This window comes from Streptomyces sp. NPDC019396 (assembly GCF_040632375.1).
Lineage (GTDB): Bacteria > Actinomycetota > Actinomycetes > Streptomycetales > Streptomycetaceae > Streptomyces.
Window position 1 is genome coordinate 15,374 of record NZ_JBEYBS010000013.1, and the last position, 25,477, is coordinate 40,850.

Annotated in this window: 15 protein-coding genes and 2 pseudogenes; 11 read left to right on the forward strand and 6 right to left on the reverse strand. The window is 69.0% G+C overall.

The genetic code is table 11. The annotated features are described in order from the left end of the window. Nucleotides 1-585: 585 nt before the first annotated feature. From ABZ532_RS16880 to ABZ532_RS16905, 6 genes and pseudogenes are all read left to right on the forward strand, one after another. Nucleotides 586-963: pseudogene (locus tag ABZ532_RS16880) on the forward strand (hypothetical protein); the annotation flags it as partial. Next, a complete protein-coding gene (locus tag ABZ532_RS16885; RefSeq protein ID WP_361283358.1) occupies nucleotides 960-1,682 on the forward strand; it encodes a hypothetical protein in 723 nt (240 codons plus the stop codon). The pseudogene ABZ532_RS16880 and the gene ABZ532_RS16885, both read left to right, overlap by 4 nt. Then, a complete protein-coding gene (locus ABZ532_RS16890) occupies nucleotides 1,682-3,448 on the forward strand; it encodes a putative T7SS-secreted protein (RefSeq protein ID WP_361283360.1) in 1,767 nt (588 codons plus the stop codon). The genes ABZ532_RS16885 and ABZ532_RS16890 overlap by 1 nt, the downstream gene beginning before the upstream one ends. A 21-nt stretch (nucleotides 3,449-3,469) precedes the next feature. Then, complete coding sequence (locus tag ABZ532_RS16895) at nucleotides 3,470-4,489, forward strand: hypothetical protein (protein ID WP_361283362.1); 1,020 nt, start codon at nucleotides 3,470-3,472, stop codon at nucleotides 4,487-4,489. A gap of 551 nt (nucleotides 4,490-5,040) precedes the next feature. Then, nucleotides 5,041-6,120 (forward strand): ADP-ribosylglycohydrolase family protein, encoded by a 1,080-nt coding sequence (locus ABZ532_RS16900; RefSeq protein WP_361283683.1) that lies wholly within the window; start codon nucleotides 5,041-5,043, stop codon nucleotides 6,118-6,120. 179 nt (nucleotides 6,121-6,299) lie between these two features. Continuing rightward, nucleotides 6,300-7,173: pseudogene (locus ABZ532_RS16905) on the forward strand (hypothetical protein). A 17-nt stretch (nucleotides 7,174-7,190) separates the two neighbouring features. Here the strand turns inward: ABZ532_RS16905 and ABZ532_RS16910 are convergent. Beyond that, nucleotides 7,191-8,102, reverse strand: coding sequence for a LysR family transcriptional regulator (locus tag ABZ532_RS16910; protein WP_361283364.1), 912 nt, complete (start codon nucleotides 8,100-8,102; stop codon nucleotides 7,191-7,193). Nucleotides 8,103-8,182: 80 nt separating this feature from the next. On the opposite strand from ABZ532_RS16910, the gene ABZ532_RS16915 reads away from it, so the two are divergent. From ABZ532_RS16915 to ABZ532_RS16935, 5 genes are all read left to right on the forward strand, one after another. After that, a complete protein-coding gene (locus tag ABZ532_RS16915) occupies nucleotides 8,183-9,157 on the forward strand; it encodes a DMT family transporter (RefSeq protein WP_361283686.1) in 975 nt (324 codons plus the stop codon). Beyond that, the gene (locus ABZ532_RS16920; RefSeq protein WP_361283366.1) at nucleotides 9,109-9,372 is read left to right on the forward strand and encodes a hypothetical protein; all 264 of its coding nucleotides are present in this window, start codon (nucleotides 9,109-9,111) and stop codon (nucleotides 9,370-9,372) included. The genes ABZ532_RS16915 and ABZ532_RS16920 overlap by 49 nt, the downstream gene beginning before the upstream one ends. A gap of 91 nt (nucleotides 9,373-9,463) precedes the next feature. Continuing rightward, on the forward strand, nucleotides 9,464-11,167 hold the full coding sequence (locus ABZ532_RS16925; protein WP_361283368.1) for an RNA ligase family protein: 1,704 nt from the start codon (nucleotides 9,464-9,466) through the stop codon (nucleotides 11,165-11,167). Next, the gene (locus tag ABZ532_RS16930; protein WP_361283370.1) at nucleotides 11,168-14,143 is read left to right on the forward strand and encodes a poly(A) polymerase; all 2,976 of its coding nucleotides are present in this window, start codon (nucleotides 11,168-11,170) and stop codon (nucleotides 14,141-14,143) included. 152 nt (nucleotides 14,144-14,295) lie between these two features. Continuing rightward, nucleotides 14,296-16,458: a PIG-L family deacetylase gene (locus tag ABZ532_RS16935; RefSeq protein WP_361283372.1), complete on the forward strand. Its 2,163-nt coding sequence runs from the start codon at nucleotides 14,296-14,298 to the stop codon at nucleotides 16,456-16,458. 128 nt (nucleotides 16,459-16,586) lie between these two features. Here the strand turns inward: ABZ532_RS16935 and tuf are convergent, their stop codons facing one another. The 5 genes from tuf to ABZ532_RS16960 all read right to left on the reverse strand — a co-directional run bounded on the left by tuf (nucleotide 16,587) and on the right by ABZ532_RS16960 (nucleotide 25,448). After that, nucleotides 16,587-17,780: an elongation factor Tu gene (tuf, locus tag ABZ532_RS16940; RefSeq protein WP_338677258.1), complete on the reverse strand. Its 1,194-nt coding sequence runs from the start codon at nucleotides 17,778-17,780 to the stop codon at nucleotides 16,587-16,589. A gap of 163 nt (nucleotides 17,781-17,943) precedes the next feature. After that, complete coding sequence (fusA, locus tag ABZ532_RS16945) at nucleotides 17,944-20,070, reverse strand: elongation factor G (RefSeq protein ID WP_361283374.1); 2,127 nt, start codon at nucleotides 20,068-20,070, stop codon at nucleotides 17,944-17,946. A gap of 38 nt (nucleotides 20,071-20,108) precedes the next feature. Next, nucleotides 20,109-20,579, reverse strand: a complete 471-nt coding sequence (gene rpsG / locus ABZ532_RS16950; protein ID WP_351547885.1) for a 30S ribosomal protein S7 — start codon at nucleotides 20,577-20,579, stop codon at nucleotides 20,109-20,111. 2 nt (nucleotides 20,580-20,581) lie between these two features. Then, nucleotides 20,582-20,953 (reverse strand): 30S ribosomal protein S12, encoded by a 372-nt coding sequence (rpsL, locus tag ABZ532_RS16955; protein WP_003948652.1) that lies wholly within the window; start codon nucleotides 20,951-20,953, stop codon nucleotides 20,582-20,584. Between the two features lie 583 nt (nucleotides 20,954-21,536). Continuing rightward, nucleotides 21,537-25,448, reverse strand: coding sequence for a DNA-directed RNA polymerase subunit beta' (locus tag ABZ532_RS16960; RefSeq protein ID WP_361283376.1), 3,912 nt, complete (start codon nucleotides 25,446-25,448; stop codon nucleotides 21,537-21,539). Nucleotides 25,449-25,477: the final 29 nt, after the last annotated feature.

Here is a 25,477-nt window from a genome sequence, read left to right on the forward strand (position 1 = left end):
GTGACGAGTACTGTGGGACTCGCTTCCGGTCCTCCCGGCGGGAGGCGCACAGCATCGGCACTCAACCGAGCAACCCGCACAGTCTGCCATACGGGCCGCCGGGGGCGCCAATCGGGCCGAAGAGAGTACTCCGCGCGGTTTGGCTGTCAAACCGCGGCGCGCGGGGTGCGGCTCCGACCGCCGATCACCCGGCCCGCGTGATCCGGGCACACCATCCTCACCTCCGCCTGAGCGACATCGCACGCATTTGCGGATCGACGGGACGCGCTCCGTGCGGGCGTCGTACGGCTGTGCGACGCTGCCGCGGTGAATGATCACGGGGGAAGCCCGGGCGGGACGCGTCGGTCGCGCCTGGCCGATTACATGGACATGACGGCCACACCGGCCGTAGCTGCCGCATCACAGCAGGCTCCCGTACGGGCGCCCGGTGCCGCGCCGGAATCTCTGCCGGCAGGGTGGTCTCCGCCCGACCCCTCTCCCAGCCCTCCCGGTACGTGGCATCCGGCCCCTCCGGCTCCCGCCGGCGTTCCCGGGGCTTACCCACCCGGTGTTCCGGGGGCGCCGCTGGACGCGGAGGCGGAGGAGCGCCGACGTGAGTTCGCGGCGGTGCTCGAGGCTTTCCGGGATACGGCGGTGCTGGTGCCGCGCAGACGCGGGTCCCTGCTGACCACCGACTTCGGCGGCGTGCGGTGGATCCTCGCGTTCTCCGACGAGTCGGCGCTGGCCCGGTACGCGATCGCCCGGGGCGAAGGCGACGCCGAGTGGGAGTACCAGACGGTCCTCGGGGCCCGGCTGCTGGATGCGGCGGTGCCGAGCGCCGGGGTGCCGTGCGGGGTGGCTCTGGACGCGGCCGACGGCGAGGAGCACGCGGTGCTGTTCCCGCCCGTGGCGGGGGTGGTACCCGACGCGGTGGCGGTGGACAAGGGCTTCACAGGCGTGGCGGGGACGGGGGTAGAGGCGTGAACCGCGGCGGCACGGCTGACGGGGGCAGCGCGGATCTGGCCGCTGCCGGGCTGGGCGAGATCGCCGGCGGGCTGACACAGGCGCTGGGCGAGCTGAAGGAGCTCAACTCCGACAGCCTCGCGGGCGCCGGTCGGGGCTTCGGCAACATCGCCATGTCCGGACTGGAACTGGGGCACGAGAGCCTGACGGCGACGTTCTCGTCGTTCTGCGAGCGCTGGGAGTGGGGCGTACGCGCACTCGTCAACGAGGGCAACGCGCTCGCCGTGAGGACCGGTCTCGCGGCAGGCACGTACCACGAGACCGAGCAGTACATGGAGGGCACGTTCAAGATCCTCGGCAACGCGGCCATCGGCAATCCCTACGCGTCCGAGGACGAGGTCACCAAGCAGGGATGGCGCGACATCGCCACTTCCGGCGTGCTGAGCGGCCCCGACTACAGCCGGGAGTCCTTCGAGCAGGCGAAGGACAACATGGCCCAGGGTTGGAAGGACGCGGGGCGCGATGTGATGACGTCCAAGACCGTCGGGCTGCCGGGCCTCAATCCGGAACTCATGCACGAGTCCGTCGGGGTGTCCGACGAGCAGTACGAGCAGTGGCTGGATGAGAAGTTCGGGCCTTCTCCCGAGGAAAGGGCCGCTGCCGCCCAGCAACAGCAACAGCAACAGCAACAACCGCAGCAGCTCGTACCGCCCAGAGGGCTGGGCGGTGGTGAGGGCTGATGGGCGGTGTGCTCGACGACATAGGCGACGGCTTCAAGGACCTCGGCAACACCATCGAGGACGGTGTCAACGACGGCCTCGGCGCCCTTGAGGAAGGCTTCGACGCCGGAAAGAAACAGGTCGGCCACGGCGTCGACTGGCTCTCGGACAAGGCCGGGGAACAACTCGACGCCCACGGCATGCACGGCGCCGCGGAAGTGGTCAGGGACGCGGGCGACGGCCTGGCGTCGAAACTCGGTGCGACGCCCGGCGAGCTGCAACTCGGCCAGACCGAAGAAGCGAACGAGCTCATCCATGGCAACCCCGGCCGGATCCGCTCGAGCACCGCACACCTGAAGGACTTCCAGGCAGCCTTCGAGAAGGTCGGCCAGGGAATGCGGAAGGTCGACTCCTCGCGCTGGCTGGGCGAGGGCGGCAACGCCTTCCGGGAAAAGTTCGGCGTCCACCCGACCAAGTGGCTCCACGCCGCCGACGCGTGCGAAAAGGCCGCCACCGCTCTCGAGGCGTACGCCGAGACCGTTCGATGGGCGCAAGGCGAGGCCTCCGAGGCCATCCGGATGCACCGGGAAGGCAAGCGCGCGTCGGAAGAAGTCAAGGCGGCCCTGGCCACCGCCAAAGACAAGGAGACCCCTGAGGCCAAGGCCGCACAGGCCCGGTGCGAGGCGCTCCTCGAGGCGGCCGAGACCAGGCTCGCCGACGCCCGCAGACAGCGGAACGACGCGGCCCGCGACGCAGAGGCCCTGGTCAAGCAAGCCATGGCCCACGCCCCGGCCGAACCACCACCCCTCGACCGCCTCGGCAACACACTCGCCGACGGCGCCCAGGCCTACGCGACGGAGTACACGCACTTCGTCGGCGGAATCCTCAAGGGAACGGCGGGACTGGTCAACTTCGTGCGCGGTCTGAACCCCATGGACCCCTACAACCTGACCCACCCCGCCCAGTACATGCAGAACGCCTCCATGACGCTCTCCGGGCTGGTGTCCACGGTCTCCCACCCCGACCGAACGGTCACGGCCGTCATCGACGGCTTCAAGAAGGACCCGTCCGAGTTCCTCGGCCGCCTCGTCCCCGAGCTGATAGGCACGAAGGGCACCGGTCTGGGACGCACCGGCCTGCGACTCGCGGTCAAGGAGGGTGTGGAGTCGGGGGCGTCGAACCTCGCGACGCGGGCGTCGAAATTCCGCAATTTCGACGATATGGGGAAACGGCGCACCTGGAACCTCTTCCGGAGTGAGGAATCAAAGATTCCCGTGCCCCCTCGCACGCCGGGCGACCATGCCTTGATATCCGGCGACCCGGTCTACTTCAGCAAGCACACCACCACCATCGGATATGACGATCGCACGATGGCAAACCTGAACCGCGTCGCACGCGAACCCGGAAAGCACGACGTATTCATTCATGGCACGAACAGAGGCGTCTTCCTGCCCGGGCAGATGAACAGCGCAGGCAACGTCCTTATGGATTTCGAAGTCCATCCGACCCATATCTCTGACGCCATCCGCAGCAATCCCCACTATGATGGCGGACCAGTAAGGCTCATCTCGTGTCACTCCGGATACGCCGACACCGCAGAACTCCCTCTGGCACAGAGCGTGGCCAACGACCTCGGGGTTCCAGTAACCGCCCCGACGAACAGGGTGGGAACCGACTCCCTGAAAGGCTTAGATCAGACACCCGAGATTGGCAGGAATGGCTACTGGCGAATATTCTTGCCAACCTTGCATGGAGGATCTCCACCTGTGGTACCGGTCCCCGATTAGCGAAGAATCAACGGAGACGCAATGTTCAAACCACTAGGCTTCTTCCGCGAGCTGGATCCGCAGGTCGAGGATGACTCCGCTCCGTCGATCCATGATGCCGTTCGACCTCATGGACTGGATGACGAGTCAGGAATCCTGGCCTACCTTTCATCGGGCACTGAAATCTACACCACCATGGGAGCGGACCGAGATGTCATCAGTCGTGACGAGTGGGTGCCCGGAGCGGGCTCACTCGTCACGGATGGCACGTGGTTGTGGCCAGTCGAACTGCGCCACTATGTGAAGCGCTACCACGTAGAACTGCCCGAAGAATTCCTGGCGACAGTTCGCTCCATGCGCTATACCGCTCCAGCAGTGCCACGTGCCCGCGCTAGGGAGATCTTCGACGAGGCCTTCGGGAGAACATCCCACGATTCTGAAGACCACAACGAAGACGGCTCAGGTGGCTTCTTCTCCTTCTACCTGTCCGAACTGAACCCGAAGATCGCCAGCAGTCTGTTGAAGAGTCTGGAGACCGCGGGGCTGAACGCCTGGACCCGGCTCAGCCGTGAAATCTTTCTCCGTCCTGACCGAAACCGTGCCGGAGATCCCCCGCTTCTGCGCGACGAGCAGGAGCTGGCCGACCTCCTCGCCAGCCCGGGTGGCCTCTCGTTCGCTCTCCACCTGTGGCACTCGCCGGGCATCTCTACCGTGATGCGCCTGCGCCGGCTGGAAGACAGCTCAGTAGTTCTCACATACGAGCTCCGCACCCTGCACGAGCCGGAACGCGAGGAGGTGGTAGCTGCACTGGTCCGAGCCCTCGACCAGCTCCGCGACCATTGCCGAGGATTCGTGCTCGACCGCACCGGGAACAGCAGCCCGGACGCCTCCTGGGACCCCGTGATCTGCAACGGTGCATCACCGACCGCGCCGCTGCCCGACAGCCTCGCGGTCGACACAAGTCGCTTCACGCCGCCGTCCGGGCTCGGCTCCATGACGCCCACCTCGTACGGGCACCTGACCGTCTACAGCAAGAGCCCTGCTGAGGGCGGAGGTCCGTGACACCGGGCATGTCCTGTCGAAGGATCAGCTTCGGGAGTCATTTCAGCAGCGAACGGGAGACTGCTACTCAAACGTGGCCTGAAATGCAAAATCTCATGAGCCTTAAAAAATGACAGTGGCCAGTGACAGATATACGGGGAAGTAGTACGTGGTAGTTAAGGAAGGCTTCGCCTGTGAACGCTGAGAAGGAAACGCTGCGCTTCGTGAAGCGGCGCAGCAGTCCGAGCTCCGAGGACTACGGATCCGCCATCGTGGACGGGTCGCCGGTTTACGCTTCCAGGACCCGTGAGCCAGTCCAGTACGTCGCTGTGGCCGACGGCAGCGGCACGGAGGTCGGCTACCTGTGGATCAGCGAACGAAGCGGGGCTGCGGGCTGGGTTCGCCGACGAGCCGTCTCCAACGGGCACATGGCATGGGCCGACGGCCTGCGCGAAGCCAAGGCACGCGGTCTCACTCCGCTGGAAGCGCTGAGCGAGATGATCCGGGACTCACCCGCGTCGAAGAGCCGTGTTGTCCCCGGCTCCCTGGCCGAGGCTCCCAACTCGGACGCGATCCACGACCTCGCCGGGGACCCGCCCAGGGAACGCACTTGGCACGCGGCGACCGGGGTGCTGCTCGGCCTGGCACTCGGTGATGCGATGGGGTATCCCACCGAGTTCCTGAACACGCAGCAGATCACCACCATGTTCGGCCCCTGGCACAAAATGGAGATGCCCCTCTCCGCGGGAGACGTCGTGCGGGTGACCGACGACACCCAGATGGCGCTCGCTGTCGGCGACGCCCTCGGGGAAGTCACCACGAATCCACGAGGCAGCGGAGGGTCCTGGGCAGCCCCGCAGTCCGTCGCTCCTGTTCAGGTGGAGGCCGCCCTGCGCAGGCATTTCGTGTCCTGGCTGCGCTCCCCCGACAACAACCGTGCCCCCGGGCAGACCTGTCTGGACGCATGCGCCGGGCTGGAACGCGGTCTCCCGTTGCAGGACGCCACCGTCATCAGCTCCAAGGGCTGCGGCGCGAACATGCGCGTGGCCCCCGTCGCCCTAATACCCGGACTGACGCCCGAACAGCGCTCCGGAATCGCCCAGCTGCAGGCCGCACTCACCCACGGCCACCCGACCGCACTCGCCGCCAGCGACCTGACGGCCCACGCCGTCTGGCTCCTCGCCCATGGCTGCGCATTGGACGAGCTCCTCCCCCAGTTGCGCCTCCACGCCCTCCAGTCACAGCGCAAGTACCACGCCGAGTGGCTCGGGAATCTGGCACACAAAGCGGGAGCACCGGACCCAGCCACGTTCATCGCCTTCGGATGGGACGAGTGTCTGCGGGCCCTCGACAAACTGACCGACGCCCTGCGCGATCCAGACCCCGACATGGACCCCTGTGTGGCCGTCGGAGCCGGCTGGATCGCCGAAGAAGCCCTCGCCACCGCGCTGTACTGCTTCCTCGTGGTCGACGGTGACGCCCGTGCGTCGATCCAGCGAGGAGCGCACTCTTCCGGAGACTCCGACTCCATCGCAGCCCTCGCCGGCGCCTTCGCCGGGGCGAAGCACGGCCCCAGGTACTGGCTGCCCGAATGGGTCGAGGTACTCGAGTACCGCGACCGCATCCATGACCTCGGTCGTCTCTGGGACTGAGCTTGATGGGGCAGGACGTCGGGGCCTGCCCGGACGCCCCTCGCGCGCGCTCACTCGTGCGGGTGAGTTCGACAACTTGCGCATATTCAGTGCGGGTTCGCTGCCTAGCCTCGTCGGCGCGAACTGTCTGGCATGTGTCAGAGGCATTCGCGATTCATTCCGCGACCGCAAGGACACGCATGGTCAGCTCACCTCACGAGGCGATGCACCGCATCTTCCAGGAGTACCCGGACCTCTTGTCCGGCGTCTCCAAGGTGCTGGGCGTCGACCTCCCCCAGCCCACCTCGGTCACGGTCCTCCCCACGGACCTCACGGAGACCCGACCCCTGGAACGCCGCCTCGACACACTGCTGCGGTTCGACGCGCGGAACGGCGAGTCCTTTCTGCTCGCCGTGGAGGCCCAGGGCAAGAAGGACCCGTCCAAGCCCGCCAGCTGGGCGTTCTACCTGTCGTATCTGTACACGAAGTACCGGATGCCGCCCCTGCTCCTGGTCGTCTGCCAGGACCGTGCCACCGCCGAGTGGGCCACCCGGCCGTTCAACATCGGCCCCCCGCAAGTGGCCGGCGCTCACCCTTCGCCCCCTCGTGGCGGGTCCGCACAACCTGCCAGTGATCACCGACCCGGCCGAGACCCGCAAGGACCTCGCGCTCGCGACACTTGCCGCGATCACCCACCGCGAGAATCCGGACATCGGCGCCATACTGAAAGCCGTGTCAACCGTGCTGCGGGACACGCCGCAGGACGTCGCCTACCCCATCGTCGAACTCATCGCCCAAGGCATGGGCACACACCCAGCCGCAGAACAGTGGAGGAAGCTGGTGGCCGTGGACCTGTCTTTCTACAAGTCGCCTCTCTCCGAGGAAATCCGGGACGAGGGCCGGACCGAAGGGCAAGCGGAGTTCGTCCTGCTCGTCCTGGAGCAGCGTGGCATGGACGTTTCCAAGGACGTTCGTGAGCGTGTCACCGCCTGCGGCGATCCCGAAGCCCTCCGCCGCTGGCTGGCCCGCGCCCTCACCGTCGGCCGTGCCGAGGAAATCTTCGAGGACCAGTAGGCCAGTGCCCGGAATGGTCAGCCCGCAGCGTCGCCGTCCCGGATCGCCGCCGCCGCGCGGTGCAGTTCGGTGAGCACCGTGCGGACTGCTCTGCGGGCGGTGCGTTCCGGGCGGTGGAGGACGTCGATGTGGCGGCGGGCGTGGACGCCGCTGAGGGGGCGGAGGACCACGCCGGGGTGCGGGCGTGTGGTCCAGCGGGGCATCAGGGCGAGTCCGCCGCCCGCGGCGACCGCCTCCGCCACCACGGTGAACTCGTTGATGCGGTGGACGATGTCGAGGCGGCGGTTCGCGGCGGTGGCGATCGCCTCGACCGTGGCCATCAGCGGGAATCCGTCGTGCACCGTGATCCAGGGCTGGTCCGCCACATCGCCGGGGCGCAACCGCGGGAGCGCCGTCAGCGGATGGCCGGCAGGCAGGGCGACGTCGAGTGGTTCGCGCAGGAGGGTGGTCACCGCCACGGTGCCCGGCCAGCCCGGGGCCGGGGCGAGTCGATGGGCCAGGACGAGGTCGTAGTCCCGGGTGAGCCGGGGGAACTGCTCCTGCTCCACGTCCTCGTCGGCGAGCGCGAGCCGTGGGCTACCGGGCCCCGCGAGCCCCTTGAGAAGCAGCGGGAAGAGTGTGGCGGCAGCGCTGTGGAAGGCCGCCACCGACACACTGCCGTCAGGCCGGTCCACGTATGCGTCGACGATGTGCCGCGCCTTGGCCATGGCGCTCTCCACCTCGATCGCGGCTCCGGCCAGCGCCTGCCCGGCGTCCGTGAGCACCAGCCGCCGTCCCTGGCGCTCGGTGAGCGGTACGGGCATCGAACGCTGCAAGAGCCGTAGCTGCTGCGAGATGGCCGACGGCGTCACCAGCAGCGCATCGGCGACCGCCGTGACGCTCCCGAGCTCGCCGAGCTCGCGCAGGATCCGCAACTGCCGTTCGTCCACCCGCACAGTGTAGGAAAACTGAAGGATTGCTTGAGAAGTACGTACTGGGCTTCATGATTGCCCTGGTGCACCGTAAGGGCGTGCCTCCTGCCCGCCGTACCGACGCGGTACTCCTGCTGGTCGCCATCGTCTGGGGCTCCAGCTATCTCGCCGCCAAGTCGGCGACGTCCGCCCATCCGGTCCTCATCGTCCTGTTCGCGCGGTACGCCATATCCGTACTCGCCTGCCTCGCACTCGTCGCCGCCCGTCCCCGCCCTCGTCCCGGCTCCCGCCACCGGCCCTGGCGCCTCAATCGGAACGAAGCGCGGGCGGGAACACTCCTCGGGCTCACCCAGGCGGCGGTGCTGGTGCTGGAGACCTACGGGGTCGCCCACACCAGCGCGGCCAATGCCGGCCTGATCATCAGCCTGACCGTGGTGCTCACGCCCCTGCTGGACCGCAGCGCACCAGGTGGGAGGCTGCCGCCGCGCTTCTTCGCCGCTGCCGGGGTGTGCGTCCTGGCCGTGGGGCTGCTCATGGGCACGACCGGCCTGCAAGCCCCGCGGAGCGGCGATCTGCTGATGCTCGCGGCGGCCGTCGTACGGGCGGCGCACGTCGCGCTGGTCGGACGGCTGAGCGCAGGCCGTGACCTGCGCCCGCTCCAGCTGACCACCTGCCAGACCGCGATCGGTACGGCGCTCTTCCTGCCGTACGCGTGCGCGTCCGGCGGGCTCGCCGATCTGGCTCACGCTCCGGTCGGCGACTGGCTGCAGCTGGTGCATCTCGCGCTGTTCTGCAGCGTGTTCGCCTTTCTCGCGCAGACCTGGGCAGTGCAGCGCACATCCGCCAGCCGGGCGAGCCTGCTCCTCGGCACCGAACCGGTCTGGGCCGTCACCATCGGCATGGTCGTCGGCGGCGAACGTCTGGGCGTCCTCACGGCCACCGGCGCGGCGCTCATGGTCGCCGGGACCTACTGGGGGCAGAGCATCGAACGCAGTCACCGCACCGACCCCAAGGAAGTCGCACCATGCCCGACCTCGCCCCCGCCGCCGGCCACGACACCTACGAGCGTCTGATCTCCCTGCTCGACACCACGGGCACCTCCTACCGGCTCATCGACCACCGCCCCGAGGGCGCCACCGAGGCCGTCAGCGCCCTGCGCGGACACGCGGTGGCCGAGGCGGCGCAGTGCATCATCCTCAGGGTCAGGCCCGACCGGTCCCTGGCCGTCTCCGGAGCCGACTACGCCCGGCTGGCCAAGCCGCGGGTCGTGCCCATCGCCCTGCCCTGAGCCACGCCGTCAGCCCGATATTCGGTCGATCACCCCTCCCCCGCGCTCCTACAGTGGCCGGGCACGTCATCGCCACGGGGGGCCGATCACCATGCGCACGCAGCAGCCGCGCACGCACTATCCGCGGACACCGCATCTGCCGTGGTCCCCTGGGGCCTCGTCGGACGACGTACGCGTCATGGACCTGCGCGGACTGCGCGGCCGGGAAGTCGTGGTCACCGAGAAGCTCGACGGCGAGAACACCACGCTGTACGCGGACGGCCTGCACGCGCGCTCGCTCGACTCCGCGCATCACCCCTCCCGCGCCTGGGTGAAGGCTCTCCAGGGCCGGATCGCCGATCGGATACCGGCCGGGTGGCGGGTGTGCGGCGAGAACATGTTCGCCCGGCACTCGCTCGCGTACGGCGAGCTGGAGAGCTGGTTCTACGGCTTCTCGGTCTGGGACTCCGAGGGCCCCGGCGGCCGGTGCCTGGACTGGGACCGGACCGTGGACTTCCTGCGGCAGCGCGGCATCCCCGCGCCACCGGTGCTGTGGCGGGGCGTACTCGACCGGGACTCCGAGCGGGTCCTGCGGGCTCTGAAGCCCGACACGGGGCGCACGGAGGGGTACGTCGTCCGCAGCGTCGAGGGCTTCGCCCTGGCGGAGTTCGGGCAGCGGGTCGCCAAGTGGGTGCGGACCGGGCATGTGCAGACCGACCAGCACTGGATGCACACGGCGGTCGTCGAGAACGGCCTGGATTCCGCCGCCGCGCTGTGGGCGGTGCGTTCGGGGGCGGCGCCCGACGCCGAGGCGCTGCTGAACGCGGTGGGCGTGGCCTCGGGGTCCCACCGTGCGGCGGTGGCAGCCGCCGCGCGGCTCGACGCGCTCGGGCTGACGGGCGACGACCGGCTCGCGGGCGTGCTGGCCGCGCTGATGCACCGCGGCCACCGCGGTTCGCTCGCGGGGCGTCTCGCGGCACCGCTCGGGCTTCCGCTCGCGCGCCGTGTCGCCGACCTGGTGGGGCTGCACCCCGGGCTGCACCGCCCTTACCCGGACGAGGACCGCAGGCGCGGGCTCATCCGGCTGTCCTACGCCGTCGACCTCGGCGTGCTGCACGCGGTCGCCGACGCGGTCGCACCGGACCCCGAAGCACGCGAGCAGGTGGAATGGTCCGCGCTGTACGCGGAGGAGGCCGTGCCCCCGGACCAGGAGTCGCTGCGGCAGGCCTTCGCCGATCTGGGCACCCACGCGGCCGACCGCTGCTGGGCCGAGGCACGCGAGGCGTACGCCGAGGGCCGGATCCGCACCGCTGACGAGGCCGTCGCGGCCACCTGGCGCTGGCGGTCGGGCGACTTCCCCCGGCTGATCCAGATGGTGGGGCCGTCCGGCAGTGGCAAGAGCGGCTTCGCCCGCGGTCTCGGCGGAGTCGACGCGTATGTGAGCCTCGACGAGCTGCGCGAGGCCCGCGGCGCCCGCGCGGACCAGCGCGCCAACGGCGAGGTGCTGCGCGGCGGGCTGCACGGGCTCGACACCGCACTGGCCTCGGGTGGCACCGTGGTGTGGGACGCCACGTCCCTCAACCCGCACCAGCGCTCCCTTGTGCAGGGGATCGCCCGTCGCCATGACGCGCTGCACGTCCACGCGGTGCTGCTGGTGGACGAGGACGAGCTGGCCAGACGCAACAGCGCCCGGTCCCATCCGGTGCCGGACGGTGTGCTCACCGCCCAACTGCGCCGGTTCGTCCCGCCGTACCCCGGCCAGGCGCACCGCACCTGGTACATCGGTGCGGGCGGGACCGTGGAGGAGGAGGCGTAGGTGCGTACGAGCGAGGAGATCTTCCACCGGGTCCGCTGGGACGCGCGTTTCGATCCGGCCCGCTTCGTCATGGGGGTCCATCAGCGCGGCGCCGCGCCCAAGCGCGTGCCGCTCGGCGACTTCGTGCCGGGTGGTGAGATCCCCTGGCACCGGGTGCTGTTCTTCGAGGCGGACGGTGAGCTGGTCTGGGACCGGTCGACCGGCGTCGACCGGATCGACGCCACGGACGCGGGCCGGGTCCGGGACCCCAGACGGCTGCGGGCGCCCTTCTTCACAGCACGGACGCCGTATGCCTGGGACCCGTCACGCGGCTGGGTGCCGGAGGCGGCGCCCCGGGGCACTCCGGCCGGCGCCGGGCTGCGCGTGGTCACCTGGAACACCCTGTGGGACCGCTACGACAGCGAGCACATCGACACGGACCGTCGCCGGCCCCTGCTGCTGGCCGCCCTGCGCGACGCGGACGCCGACGTCATCGCGCTCCAGGAGGTCGAACCTGAGCTGCTCAGGATGCTGCTGGACGCGCGGTGGGTACGGGACGCGTACACGCTGGGCACCGGTCCGGACGGCAAGGAGGTCGACGACTGCGGACTGCTGCTGCTCAGCCGGGTGCCGGTACGGGAGGCGGCCGTGCATGTCCTCGGTCCGCACAAGGCCGTCGCGGCCATCGTCGTGGAAACCGCCTCGGGTCCGATGGTCGCGGCCGTGACCCATCTGAGCAGCGACCACTCCGCCAACGGCACCCAGCGCCGCGAGTCCGAGCTGGTCGAGCTGGCCGAAGGACTCGCGGGCGTGGCGGGCGATGTGGTGCTGCTCGGGGACTTCAACGACGGCGGAGGCCTGCCCGAGACGACCCTCGGCATGCGGGATGCCTGGACCGAGGTGCACGGCGCCGCCGACACCACACCCACCTTCGACCCCGGGGTCAATCCGCTGGCGGCGGTCTCCTCCCTGTCCGGCCGGGCGTCCCGGCTGGACAGGGTACTGCTGCGCGCGGAGGGGCTACGGGCGGACGGTGCCGCCCTGCTTGGCGCGGCCCCGGATGCCGACGGGCTCTACGCGTCCGACCACTTCGGCGTCACGGCCGATCTCAGCCTCGACGGCCCGGGCTCCTCCGGCGACGAGGTCACGCCCGGGGTGCTGGACGCCCACCCGACCCCGCGTACGGCGGTGGCGTGGATCCCGCCGCAGGAGCTGTGGGGCCCCGTCCAGGAAATCCGCGCCGACCACGACCCACAGGTACGGCGCTGGCCGCCGCATGTGAACCTGCTCTTCGGCTTCGTACCGGAGTCCGACTTCGAGGCCGCCGGACCTCTGCTGTCGGCCGCGCTCGCGGGCGTCGAGCCCTTCGACGCCCGGCTGCAGGGCGTCCACGGCTTCGGTCACCGGGACGACGCGACCGTATGGCTCGATCCGGCGGCCGCCGGCGAGGAGCCATGGCGGCGGCTGCGGCGAGCGCTGGAACAGCGCTTCCCCCGCTGCCGGGGCCACCGACACGGCTTCACCCCGCACCTCAGCCTGGGCCGTACAAAGGATGCTCATGCGCTGACCGAGGAGTGCGCCGCCCGTCTGGGCGACGCCCCCCTGCATGCCCGGGTGGGCGAGCTGGTGCTGCTGTCCCGCAGGGCCGACGAGCCCATGGCCGTGCGGGCGACGGTCGCACTGGGCACGGGCGAGCTGCGCTGGCTCCCGGAACCGGCTGCTGGTCGCGGCGCCGAGCCCGGGGCGGGGCGCCGTCCCGGCACCCCGGCTCCCCACCCGGCCGAACCCACGGAACCAACTGAACCCACCGATCCCACCGGTCCCACCGGTCCTGCCGATCCCCTCGATCCCGCCGATCCCGGCGGCCACCGCGCCCGCACCACCGCCCAGCGGCTGACCGAGGCGCTCGGCGGGGTCGTGTACGTGGTCGGCTCACGGCGCATGGGCTGCGCCCTGCCCGGTGCCGACCTGGACCTGGTGGCGGCGCTGCCCGGTGAAGCCCCGCTCGCCCAGGTGCGGGCGCGGGTCGTGGCCGCGTTGCCGGAGGCCACCGGCGTACGGGAGGTGGCGGGCGCGAGGGTGCCGGGGCTGCGGCTGCGTGCCGGAGGGCTCACCGTCGACCTGGTGGTCGTCGCCACGGGTACGCTCCCACCCGCTCAGGCCGTGGCCCGGCGCGCCGAGTTGGGCGAGGCGGCCGCGATCGCGCTCAGCGCGGTCAGCGACGCGGACGCGGTGCTGGAGCTCGCGGGTGCGCATCGTGCCGCGTTCGCCCATCTCGCACGCGAGGTGAAGGTGTGGGCGAGGGCTCGCGGGCTGGATGCGGCGCCGTTCGGCGGCCTGCCGGGGCTGGCCTGGTCGCTGCTCGCGGCCCGTACCGTCCATGAGGCCGGAACCGAAGCCGGTGGGCTCCCCGCCCCCGCGACGCTGCTGCGGCACTTCTTCGCCACCTGGGCGGCCTGGGACTGGCGGGAGCCGGTCATGACCCCGAGCCCGCCGGTGCGCTCCTGCACCGACCAGGTCAGTGCGTGCGGCTGGGACCTGGTCGCCCAGGAGCTCTACCGTGCCTGGGAACTGCTGGACGGCGCGGCGGAGTCGGGCGATGACCCGTGGCCCGCGCTGCTCGAAGCCCCGCCGCTGCACCGCAGGCATGCGGCCTGGGCCGTGCTGACCGTGCCCACCGGACCGGACGAGGGCCGGGTCCGTGGCCGGGTACGGGCGCTGCTCGGCGCGTTGGAGGCGGCAGGCGCGACCGGCGCGCACGCATGGCCGCGGCCGCTCGTTCCGGGCGACACCGGTGCCGCGGAGACTCGTTATGTCATTGGGCTGGGCGCCACCCCACCGGACCGCGACCGCCTCGGTGCCATCGCCGAGCGCTGGCTGCGCGGTCTGCCAGGCACCAGGCTCACCTGGGCAGGCCCCGGTGAGGTGCCGACCCTGCCCGCCGACCCAGCACTCCGGGACGTATGGGCGCGGGAGTACGGAGCAACCCGGAACTGAGAAAATCCGTCTAGCCCAGCGCGGTGACAGGCCCGACCGGCCCGGTACTCCGCGCCAGGGGAGATCACAGGACGCAGACGGGGACCAGGCAACGCCCGCTGCGGGGGAAGCGGACGGAGCACGGCCAAGTGGACGACAGAGCTGCGCGAAGCATGCCCGCGGCAAGACCCGCCGGCATATCCGAGGGCGCCGAAAGCAGCCCGGCGGGTCACCGCAACCATCGTCCACAGCCCCCTGGACGCCCGCGCAGACGCTCCGTCGTCGCCGGCCTCGCCGCCCTCACCGGCGCGACCGCGCTCTCCGCCTGCTCGGTACCGTCGCCGCGCCGCCCCACCCCGACGGCGGACCCCGCTCCCGGTATGCCGATCGCCAGCACGCACCGCGCGCAGCTGATGCAGATCCTCGCGCACCCGGACGACGACCTCTACTTCATGAACCCGGACACCCAGCGGATGGTGGACTCCGGGGTGCCGCTGCTCTGCGTCTACGTCACCGCGGGCGACCACGACGGCAGGAACCACATCCCCGGGGCCCAGGACGTCCCCGCCGACCGCCCCGGCTACTCCTCCGCACGCCACCAGGGACTGCGGCAGGCGTACGCCACCCTCCTCGGCCTCGGCAAGTTCACCCCTTGGCAGCGCGGGGTCGCGACGCTCCGGGGTGACCACCGTGCCGAGATCAACACGCTCACCAACGGCCACCGCCGGGTCGAGCTGGTCTTCCTCAATCTGCCCATGCACACCCCCCGGCGCTGGGAGGCACTCGGCAGCCTCTGGCACGACCGGGCACTCGGCCTGCACACCGTGGTGGCCGCGGACTCTCCGCTGCGCAAGACCGTCTCGTACGACTACGACGAGCTGGTCGACGTGCTCGTGGGGCTCATGGACGAGTACCGCCCGACGGTGATCCACACCCTGGATCCCGACCCGGACATCCAGCACAGCGACGAGGCGACCCGCAAGAAGGACAGCGAGCAGCCCGGCTACTCGGATCACCCCGACCACACGGCCGTGGCAGGCTTCAGCTGGGCCGCGATGCTGCGCTGGGTCGCCGACGCGACCAAGGACGGCGGCGAGGTGCCGGGCTTCATCGCCACAGCCTTCCGCGGCTACTACAACCGCCACTGGCCCAAGAACCTCCCGCCGCAGATACTCGGCGACAAGGCCGCACTGCTCGTCCCGTACGGCGGCGACCCGCGCTGGGACTGCGGCAATCCGTCGGGCTGCGGCGACTACAACGTGGGCGGCACGCGTCCGCTGACCAACAAGAAGGGCTGGGTCCGCTCGACCCACCACCGCTTCCCGGGCACCGGGCCGGTCGTCGTCACCGAGCGGGACGGGCGGCTCTCCGCGTACGGGGTGCTCGGGCTGCGTGCCGTGCGCTGGCGCGAAACCGCGCCGGGCAGCGGGCAGTGGGGGGCTCCCCAGGACCTCGGCGGCGGACCGCTGGCCCCCGCACTGGGCTCGGCGGCCCTCCCTGACGGCCGCCGACTGCTGTTCGGGCTGCGCTTCGCCGCACTCGGCGGCCACGGCGGCGCCAACCGGCGCGAGGTGGTGCTGCTCGAACAGCGCGCCGCAGACGGGGAGTTCCTGGCCTGGCAGGGTCTCGGCAATCCTGAGCGGGACGATGACCGGGGCCGCCGTATCGGTGTTCCCGTCGCGGTGGCATCCACCGACGGACGGGTGCATCTCTTCGTACGCAATGCCGACAAGGGCCTCAGCACGCGGGTCCGGAGCACGGACGGACGCTGGGACCGCTGGCGCGATCTCGGCGGCGCGGAGGTGCAGGACGGACTGTCCGCGGTCGTGGACGGCACGGGCCGGATCCATGTCTTCGCCGCGGGCCGTGACACCGTGCACCACTGGGCGCAGGACGAGCCCGGCAAGGAGATCACCTTCAGGCCGAGCGAGCCGGACAAGCCCGGCAGGCCGGGCGGGGCACCCACCCCGGGCGGTGCGCTGACCGCGCTGCCGACCGACGACGGCGGGGTCGAGCTGTACTACCGCAAGCCGGCCTCCGCCGCCCTGCTCACGGCACGGGCGGGCGGCTCCCCCGCGCGCACGCGTGCAGAACGGTTCGACGGGTACGGCTCGATCGGCGCGGCCGAATCCCCGAACGGGAGGGTGCTGCTCGGCCAGGACCTGCACGGCCGGGTCCAGATCCTCAGCGCAGGACACCTGCTGACGCGCACCCAGGGCACCCAGCCGCTCGGCTCGCCCACTCTCCATCTGGGCAGCTCGGGCGCCACGGCGGTCGGCATGGGCCCGGACGCCCGCCCGTGGATCTGGTACGCGGAGAGCGGCACGCCCGGCTGACCGCCCCACGGTCCCCTGCCGTACACGGCAAAGAGGCCCCGCACCTTTCGGTGCGGGGCCTCTCGCTTGGTGCTCGTAAGGAGCAACCAGGTCAGACCATCAGGTCGTCAAGCCGAAGTTCGGAGAACTTACTTGACGATCTTGGTGACCTGGCCGGCGCCGACGGTCCGGCCACCCTCACGGATGGCGAACTTCAGGCCCTCCTCCATGGCGACCGGCTGGATCAGCGAGACCGACATGGTGGTGTTGTCGCCCGGCATGACCATCTCGGTGCCCTCGGGGAGGGTCACGACGCCGGTCACGTCCGTGGTACGGAAGTAGAACTGCGGGCGGTAGTTGTTGAAGAACGGCGTGTGACGGCCACCCTCGTCCTTGGACAGGATGTAGGCCTGCGCCTCGAACTCGGTGTGCGGGGTGACCGAGCCCGGCTTGATGATGACCTGGCCGCGCTCGACGTCCTCGCGCTTGATGCCGCGGAGCAGCAGACCGACGTTCTCACCGGCCTGGCCCTCGTCGAGCAGCTTGCGGAACATCTCGATGCCGGTGACCGTGGTGGTGGTCTTCTCGGTCTTGATGCCGATGATGTCCACGGTCTCGTTGACCTTGAGCATGCCGCGCTCGATACGACCGGTGACGACGGTGCCACGACCGGTGATCGTGAAGACGTCCTCGATCGGCATCAGGAACGGCTTGTCGACGTCGCGCTCAGGCTGCGGGATGGACTCGTCGACGGCCTTCATCAGGCCGAGGAGCTTCTCGCCCCACTCCTTGTCGCCCTCGAGCGCCTTCAGCGCCGAGACGCGCACGACCGGCAGGTCGTCGCCCGGGAACTCGTACTCGGAGAGCAGCTCACGGACCTCGAGCTCGACGAGCTCCAGGATCTCCTCGTCGTCCACCATGTCGGCCTTGTTCAGGGCGACGACGATGTACGGAACGCCGACCTGGCGGGCCAGGAGCACGTGCTCCTTGGTCTGCGGCATCGGGCCGTCGGTGGCGGCGACCACGAGGATGGCGCCGTCCATCTGGGCAGCACCGGTGATCATGTTCTTGATGTAGTCCGCGTGACCGGGGCAGTCGACGTGGGCGTAGTGACGCGACTCGGTCTGGTACTCGACGTGCGCGATGGAGATGGTGATACCGCGCTGGCGCTCCTCAGGAGCCTTGTCGATCTGGTCGAAGGCCGAGGCCTCGTTCAGGTCCGGGTACGCGTCGTGCAGCACCTTGGTAATGGCGGCCGTGAGGGTCGTCTTACCGTGGTCGATGTGACCGATGGTGCCGATGTTGACGTGCGGCTTAGTCCGCTCGAACTTCGCCTTCGCCACTGGGGTCCTCCTGAAGAGTGGTTCTGTACGCCTTACTCATCCGGCGCCAGGTGATCTTTGCTGGGATGCCGGGGCCCGGGGCATTCCCACCGCATTACTTGCGTAGCGGCCGGAATGCCCCAGCAGGCTCCGGTGACAAGCCTAAAGCGTGTACTCGGGAGAGTTACTCGCCCTTGGCCTTCGCGATGATCTCCTCGGCGACGTTCCGGGGAACCTCGGCGTAGGAGTCGAACTGCATCGAGTAGCTTGCGCGACCCGAGGTCTTGCTGCGGAGGTCTCCGACGTAGCCGAACATCTCCGAGAGGGGCACGAGGCCCTTCACGACGCGCGCGCCGCTGCGCTCCTCCATGGCCTGGATCTGGCCACGGCGGGAGTTGATGTCGCCGATGACCTCACCCATGTAGTCCTCGGGCGTGGTGACCTCGACGGACATCATCGGCTCGAGAAGCACGGGCGAAGCCTTGCGCGCGGCCTCCTTGAAGGCCTGCGAACCGGCAATCTTGAACGCGAGCTCGGAGGAGTCGACCTCGTGGTAGCCACCGTCGAGAAGAATGACGCGGACGCCCGTCATCTCGTAGCCGGCCAGGATGCCGAACTGCATGGCCTCCTGCGCACCGGCGTCCACCGAAGGGATGTACTCCTTCGGGATACGGCCACCGGTGACCTTGTTCACGAACTCGTACGAGGCGTCGCCGCCCTCGATCGGCTCGATCGCGATCTGCACCTTGGCGAACTGACCGGTACCACCGGTCTGCTTCTTGTGGGTGTAGTCGTGACGCTCGACGGCCTTGCGGATCGTCTCGCGGTACGCGACCTGCGGCTTGCCGACGTTGGCCTCGACCTTGAACTCGCGGCGCATGCGGTCGACGAGGACATCGAGGTGCAGCTCGCCCATACCACCGATGATGGTCTGGCCGGTCTCCTCGTCCGAGTGGACCTGGAAGGAGGGGTCCTCCTCCGCGAGACGCTGGATGGCAACACCCAGCTTCTCCTGGTCACCCTTGGACTTGGGCTCGATGGCGACCTGAATGACCGGCGCCGGGAAGTCCATGGACTCCAGGATCACCGGGTTCTTCTCGTCGCACAGCGTCTCACCGGTGGTGGTCTGCTTCAGGCCCATGACGGCGACGATGTCGCCGGCGCCCACCGCGTCGATCTCCTCACGCTTGTTCGCGTGCATGCGGTAGATCTTGCCGATGCGCTCCTTCTTGCCCTTGACGGAGTTCAGCACCGCGGTGCCGGCCTCCAGGCGACCCGAGTAGACCCGGATGAAGGTGAGCTTGCCGAGGTGCGGGTCGCTCGCGATCTTGAAGGCGAGCGCCGACAGCGGCTCGCTCTCGGACGGCTTGCGCGAGACGACCTGCTCCGGGTCCTTGACGTCGTGGCCCTCGATGGCCTCGACGTCCAGGGGGGAGGGGAGGTAGCGCACAACGGCGTCGAGCAGGGGCTGAACGCCCTTGTTCTTGAACGCGGTGCCACAGAACACCGGGGTGACCGTGGTCTCGCCGCCCTTGCCGGAAGCGATGGTGATACGACGGATCGCGGCGTACAGCTGCTCCTCGGTGGGCTCCTGGCCCTCCAGGTACAGCTCCATGATCTCTTCGTCGTTCTCCGCGACCGTCTCGACCAGCTTGCCGCGCCACTCCTCAGCAGCCTCGGCGTGCGTGGCGGGGATGTCGACGACGTCGTACATCTCGCCCTTGGTGGCCTCGGCGGACCAGACAAGAGCCTTCATACGAACGAGGTCGATGACGCCCTTGAAGTCGGCCTCGGCACCGATCGGAAGCTGCATGACGATCGGAGTGGCGCCGAGGCGGTTCACGATCATGTCGACACAGCGGTGGAACTCGGCACCGGTGCGGTCGAGCTTGTTGACGAAGCAGATACGCGGCACGCCGTAGCGGTCCGCCTGACGCCAGACGGTCTCGGACTGGGGCTCCACACCGGCGACACCGTCGAACACCGTGACGGCACCGTCGAGGACGCGGAGCGAACGCTCCACCTCGACGGTGAAGTCGACGTGACCCGGGGTGTCGATGATGTTGATGGTGTGATCGACGTCCTCGAGCGGCCAGTGACAGGTCGTCGCGGCGGACGTGATCGTGATGCCGCGCTCCTGCTCCTGCTCCATCCAGTCCATCGTGGCAGCGCCGTCGTGGACCTCACCGATCTTGTAGCTCACACCGGTGTAGAACAGGATGCGCTCGGTGGTCGTCGTCTTGCCCGCGTCGATGTGGGCCATGATCCCAATGTTGCGGACCTTGGCCAGGTCAAGCGAAGTGGTGGCCATAAGGCTCAATCTTCTCTCGGTCTCGATGTGGGTAGCGACTACCAGCGGTAGTGCGCGAAGGCCTTGTTGGACTCGGCCATCTTGTGCGTGTCCTCGCGCTTCTTGACCGAAGCGCCGAGGCCGTTCGAGGCGTCCAGCAGCTCGTTCATGAGGCGCTCGGTCATGGTCTTCTCGCGGCGGGCGCGGGAGTAACCCACGACCCAGCGGAGCGCGAGGGTGGCGGCACGACCGGGCTTGACCTCGATCGGCACCTGGTAGGTGGCGCCACCGACACGGCGGGACTTGACCTCGAGAGACGGCTTGACGTTCTCGAGGGCGCGCTTCAGCGTGATGACCGGGTCAGCGCCGGTCTTCTCGCGGAGGCCTTCCATGGCGCCGTAGACGATCCGCTCGGCGGTGGAACGCTTGCCGTCGAGCAGAAGCTTGTTGATCAGCGACGTGACAAGAGGAGAGCTGTAGACCGGGTCGATGATGACCGGGCGCTTCGGGGCGGGGCCCTTACGAGGCATTCTTACTTCTCCTTCTTGGCGCCGTAGCGGCTGCGGGCCTGCTTGCGATTCTTGACACCCTGGGTGTCGAGCGAACCGCGGATGATCTTGTAGCGAACACCCGGCAGGTCCTTCACACGGCCACCACGCACGAGCACGATCGAGTGCTCCTGCAGGTTGTGTCCCTCACCCGGAATGTAGGCCGTGACCTCGATGCCGGAGGTCAGACGCACACGCGCGACCTTGCGCAGGGCCGAGTTCGGCTTCTTCGGGGTGGTCGTGAACACACGCGTGCAGACGCCGCGGCGCTGGGGCGAACCCTCGAGCGCGGGCGTCTTGTTCTTCTCGACCTTGTCCTGCCGGCCCTTCCGGACCAGCTGCTGGATCGTAGGCACTACTTCTCCGGTTTCTGTGTGCCGTAGTGAAACTAACCTGGAACGTCGCCGACCCACGCGGTCGGGTGTGTCGAACCGAGCGGACTTCCGCACAAGGCGAGAAGGGCACGATTACGGTGGCTGATAGTGGCTCGCCGTGCGGCTGAGGACACGCACACGAGCCCAGGCACACCCCAGGCACAAGGTCTGAGCGTACCTACCGCACCGAGTTCGGTCAAAACAAATGCACTGGCCCGGGCCCCCGACATGGGCCGTCCCCCTGAACTATCCGGCGCACGGCATGAACATGCGGCAGAACCAGCCGGGCGGGTCACGTCCTGCGGTCACCACCGCCCGGCCCCGTTGACGAGTCCGAAGCCCGCCGTGGGGCCGCCATCGGCCGGTACCGGCCGGGGTGGACTCCTCCCGTAAGGCGGTGGCCACAGGCGCGTCTGGGCGCCGCTGCTCGTCCTTCTGTGCGCGCTGCCGGGACGTCCGGCGTGGCACCGGATCCACCGTTGGCCCCGTCCGGAGAAACACCGCTGACGAAACAAGGGCGGCCACCCCGTGATGCACGGGGTGGCCGCCCTCTCAAGCTGCTCGCTTACTGGTTGTACGGACCGTAGTCGTAGTCCTCCAGCGGAACGGCCTGGCCGGAGCCGGTGCCGAACGGCGAGTAGTCGATGTCGTCGTAGCCGACGGCCGAGTACATCGCGGCCTTGGCCTCCTCGGTCGGCTCGACCCGGATGTTGCGGTAGCGGGACAGGCCCGTACCGGCCGGGATGAGCTTACCGATGATGACGTTCTCCTTGAGGCCGATCAGGGAGTCCGACTTGGCGTTGATCGCCGCGTCGGTGAGGACCCTGGTCGTCTCCTGGAAGGACGCCGCCGACAGCCACGACTCGGTGGCGAGCGAGGCCTTGGTGATACCCATCAGCTGCGGACGGCCGGAGGCCGGGTGGCCGCCTTCCTCCACGACCCGACGGTTCTCCTTCTCGAAGCGCGAGCGCTCCACGAGCTCGCCCGGCAGCAGCTCCGCGTCGCCGGACTCGATGATCGTCACGCGGCGCAGCATCTGCCGGATGATGATCTCGATGTGCTTGTCGTGGATCGACACACCCTGCGAGTTGTAGACCTTCTGGACCTCGCCGACCAGGTGGACCTGGACGGCCCGCTGACCGAGGATGCGCAGCACGTCGTGCGGGTTGGTGGCACCCACGGTGAGCTTCTGGCCCACCTCGACGTGGTCGCCCTCGCCCACCAGCAGACGGGCACGCTTCGAGATCGGGAAGGCCGTCTCGTCGCTGCCGTCGTCCGGGGTGACGACGAGCTTCTTGGTCTTCTCGGTCTCCTCGATCCGCACCCGGCCGGAGGCCTCGGAGATCGGGGCGACACCCTTCGGGGTACGGGCCTCGAAGAGCTCGACGACACGCGGCAGACCCTGGGTGATGTCGTCACCGGCCACACCACCGGTGTGGAAGGTACGCATCGTCAGCTGGGTACCGGGCTCACCGATGGACTGGGCGGCGATGATGCCGACCGCCTCACCGATGTCGACCAGCTTGCCGGTGGCCAGCGAACGGCCGTAGCAGTAGGCACAGGTGCCGACCGCGGACTCACAGGTCAGGACCGAGCGGGTCTTGACCTCCTCCACACCGGCGCCCACCAGGGCGTCGATGAGCACGTCACCGAGGTCGACGTTGGCCGGCGCGATGACCTTGCCGTCCACGACGACATCCTCGGCGAGCATCCGCGCGTACACGGAGGTCTCGACGTCCTCCGCCTTGCGCAGCACACCGTCGGCGCCGCGCTCGGCGATCCGCAGCTTCAGACCGCGCTCGGTGCCGCAGTCCTCCTCGCGGATGATGACGTCCTGCGAGACGTCGACCAGACGACGGGTCAGGTAACCCGAGTCGGCCGTACGCAGAGCGGTGTCGGCGAGACCCTTACGGGCACCGTGCGTGGAGATGAAGTACTCCAGCACGGACAGGCCCTCGCGGAAGGACGCCTTGATCGGACGCGGGATGGTCTCGTTCTTGGCGTTCGACACCAGACCACGCATACCGGCGATCTGACGCATCTGCATCATGTTTCCGCGAGCACCCGAGTTGACCATCATGAAGATGGGGTTGGTCTTCGGGAAGTTCGCGTTCATCGCCTCGGCGACCTCGTTGGTCGCCTTGGTCCAGATGGTGATGAGCTCCTGCGTGCGCTCCTGCTTGGTGATCAGACCGCGCTCGTACTGCTTCTGGACCTTCTCGTCCTGGGCCTCGTAGCCCGCGACGATCTCCTTCTTCGCCTCGGGAACGACGACGTCGGAGATGGCGACGGTGACACCGGAACGGGTCGCCCAGTAGAAGCCGGCCGCCTTCAGGTTGTCGAGCGTCGCCGCCACGATGACCTTCGGGTAGCGCTCGGCGAGGTCGTTGACGATCTCGGAGAGCTGCTTCTTGCCGACCGAGTAGTCGACGAACGGGTAGTCCTCGGGCAGCAGCTCGTTGAAGAGCGCACGGCCCAGGGTGGTGTTCAGCCGGAAGCTGTCACCCTGCTGCCACGCACCTCCGAGGCTGTCGTCCCCCTCCTCGTCGACCGGCGGGGTCCAGCCACGCGGCGGGACGGTACCGATCGGGAAGCGGATGTCGACCTTCGCCTGGAGCGAGAGCTCCCGGGCGTCGAAGGCCATGATCGCCTCGGCGGTGGAGTTGAACGCACGGCCCTCGCCGCGCACCTCGCGCTCCTCCTCGTCCGTGGTGAGGAAGAAGAGGCCCAGCACCATGTCCTGGGTCGGCATGGTCACCGGACGGCCGTCGGCCGGCTTGAGGATGTTGTTCGAGGACAGCATCAGGATGCGGGCCTCGGCCTGCGCCTCCGCGGACAGCGGAAGGTGCACGGCCATCTGGTCGCCGTCGAAGTCCGCGTTGAACGCGGTGCAGACGAGCGGGTGGATCTGGATGGCCTTGCCCTCGACCAGCTGCGGCTCGAAGGCCTGGATGCCGAGGCGGTGCAGCGTGGGCGCACGGTTCAGCAGCACCGGGTGCTCGGCGATGACCTCTTCGAGGACGTCGTACACGACGGTGCGACCGCGCTCGACCATGCGCTTGGCCGACTTGATGTTCTGCGCGTGGTTCAGGTCGACCAGGCGCTTCATCACGAACGGCTTGAAGAGCTCCAGCGCCATGGCCTTGGGAAGACCGCACTGGTGCAGCTTGAGCTGCGGGCCGACGACGATGACGGAACGCGCCGAGTAGTCGACTCGCTTACCGAGCAGGTTCTGACGGAAACGACCCTGCTTGCCCTTCAGCATGTCGCTGAGGGACTTCAGCGGGCGGTTACCGGGACCGGTGACCGGACGGCCGCGGCGGCCGTTGTCGAACAGCGCGTCGACGGCCTCCTGGAGCATCCGCTTCTCGTTGTTCACGATGATCTCGGGGGCACCGAGGTCGAGCAGACGCTTCAGACGGTTGTTCCGGTTGATGACCCGGCGGTACAGGTCGTTCAGGTCGGAGGTCGCGAAACGGCCACCGTCCAGCTGCACCATCGGACGCAGGTCCGGCGGGATCACCGGGACGCAGTCCAGCACCATGCCCTTGGGGCTGTTGCTGGTCTGGAGGAAGGCGGAGACGACCTTGAGGCGCTTGAGCGCACGGGTCTTCTTCTGGCCCTTGCCGGTACGGATGATCTCGCGGAGGCGCTCGGCCTCCTCCTCGAGGTCGAAGGACTCCAGGCGCTTCTGGAGCGCCGCGGCACCCATCGAGCCGTCGAAGTACGTGCCGAAGCGGTCACGCAGCTCGCGGTAGAGCAGCTCGTCGCCCTCGAGGTCCTGGACCTTGAGGTTCTTGAAGCGGCTCCACACCTCGTCGAGGCGGTCGATCTCGCGCTGCGCGCGGTCACGGAGCTGCTTCATCTCGCGCTCGGCGCCCTCGCGCACCTTGCGGCGCACATCGGACTTGGCACCCTCGGCCTCGAGCTCGGCCAGGTCGGACTCGAGCTTCTTGGCGCGGGCCTCGAGGTCGGAGTCGCGGCGGTTCTCGATCTGCTGCCGCTCGACGGAGACATGCGCCTCCAGGGAGGGCAGGTCGCGGGTGCGGCGCTCCTCGTCGACGTACGTGATCATGTACGCCGCGAAGTAGATGACCTTCTCCAGGTCCTTCGGAGCAAGGTCGAGCAGGTAGCCAAGACGCGACGGGACGCCCTTGAAGTACCAGATGTGGGTGACGGGGGCGGCGAGCTCGATGTGGCCCATCCGCTCACGGCGCACCTTGGCACGGGTCACCTCGACGCCACACCGCTCACAGATGATGCCCTTGAAGCGGACGCGCTTGTACTTACCGCAGTAGCACTCCCAGTCCCGGGTAGGACCGAAGATCTTCTCGCAGAAGAGTCCGTCCTTTTCGGGCTTGAGCGTGCGGTAGTTGATGGTCTCGGGCTTCTTGACCTCGCCGTGGGACCACTGACGAATGTCGTCAGCGGTGGCCAGGCCGATCCGGAGCTCGTCGAAGAAGTTGACGTCGAGCACTATGCGTCAATCCCTCTCAGGGTTGTAAG

Coding starts and splice junctions, on each gene's coding strand:
- ABZ532_RS16890 (WP_361283360.1), top strand. CDS start 1,682: ATGGGCGGTGTGCTCGACGACATAGGCGACGGCTTCAAGGACCTCGGC.
- ABZ532_RS16895 (WP_361283362.1), top strand. CDS start 3,470: ATGTTCAAACCACTAGGCTTCTTCCGCGAGCTGGATCCGCAGGTCGAG.
- ABZ532_RS16920 (WP_361283366.1), top strand. CDS start 9,109: ATGCCCGACCTCGCCCCCGCCGCCGGCCACGACACCTACGAGCGTCTG.
- ABZ532_RS16925 (WP_361283368.1), top strand. CDS start 9,464: ATGCGCACGCAGCAGCCGCGCACGCACTATCCGCGGACACCGCATCTG.
- ABZ532_RS16935 (WP_361283372.1), top strand. CDS start 14,296: ATGCCCGCGGCAAGACCCGCCGGCATATCCGAGGGCGCCGAAAGCAGC.
- fusA (WP_361283374.1), bottom strand. CDS start 20,070: ATGGCCACCACTTCGCTTGACCTGGCCAAGGTCCGCAACATTGGGATC.
- rpsG (WP_351547885.1), bottom strand. CDS start 20,579: ATGCCTCGTAAGGGCCCCGCCCCGAAGCGCCCGGTCATCATCGACCCG.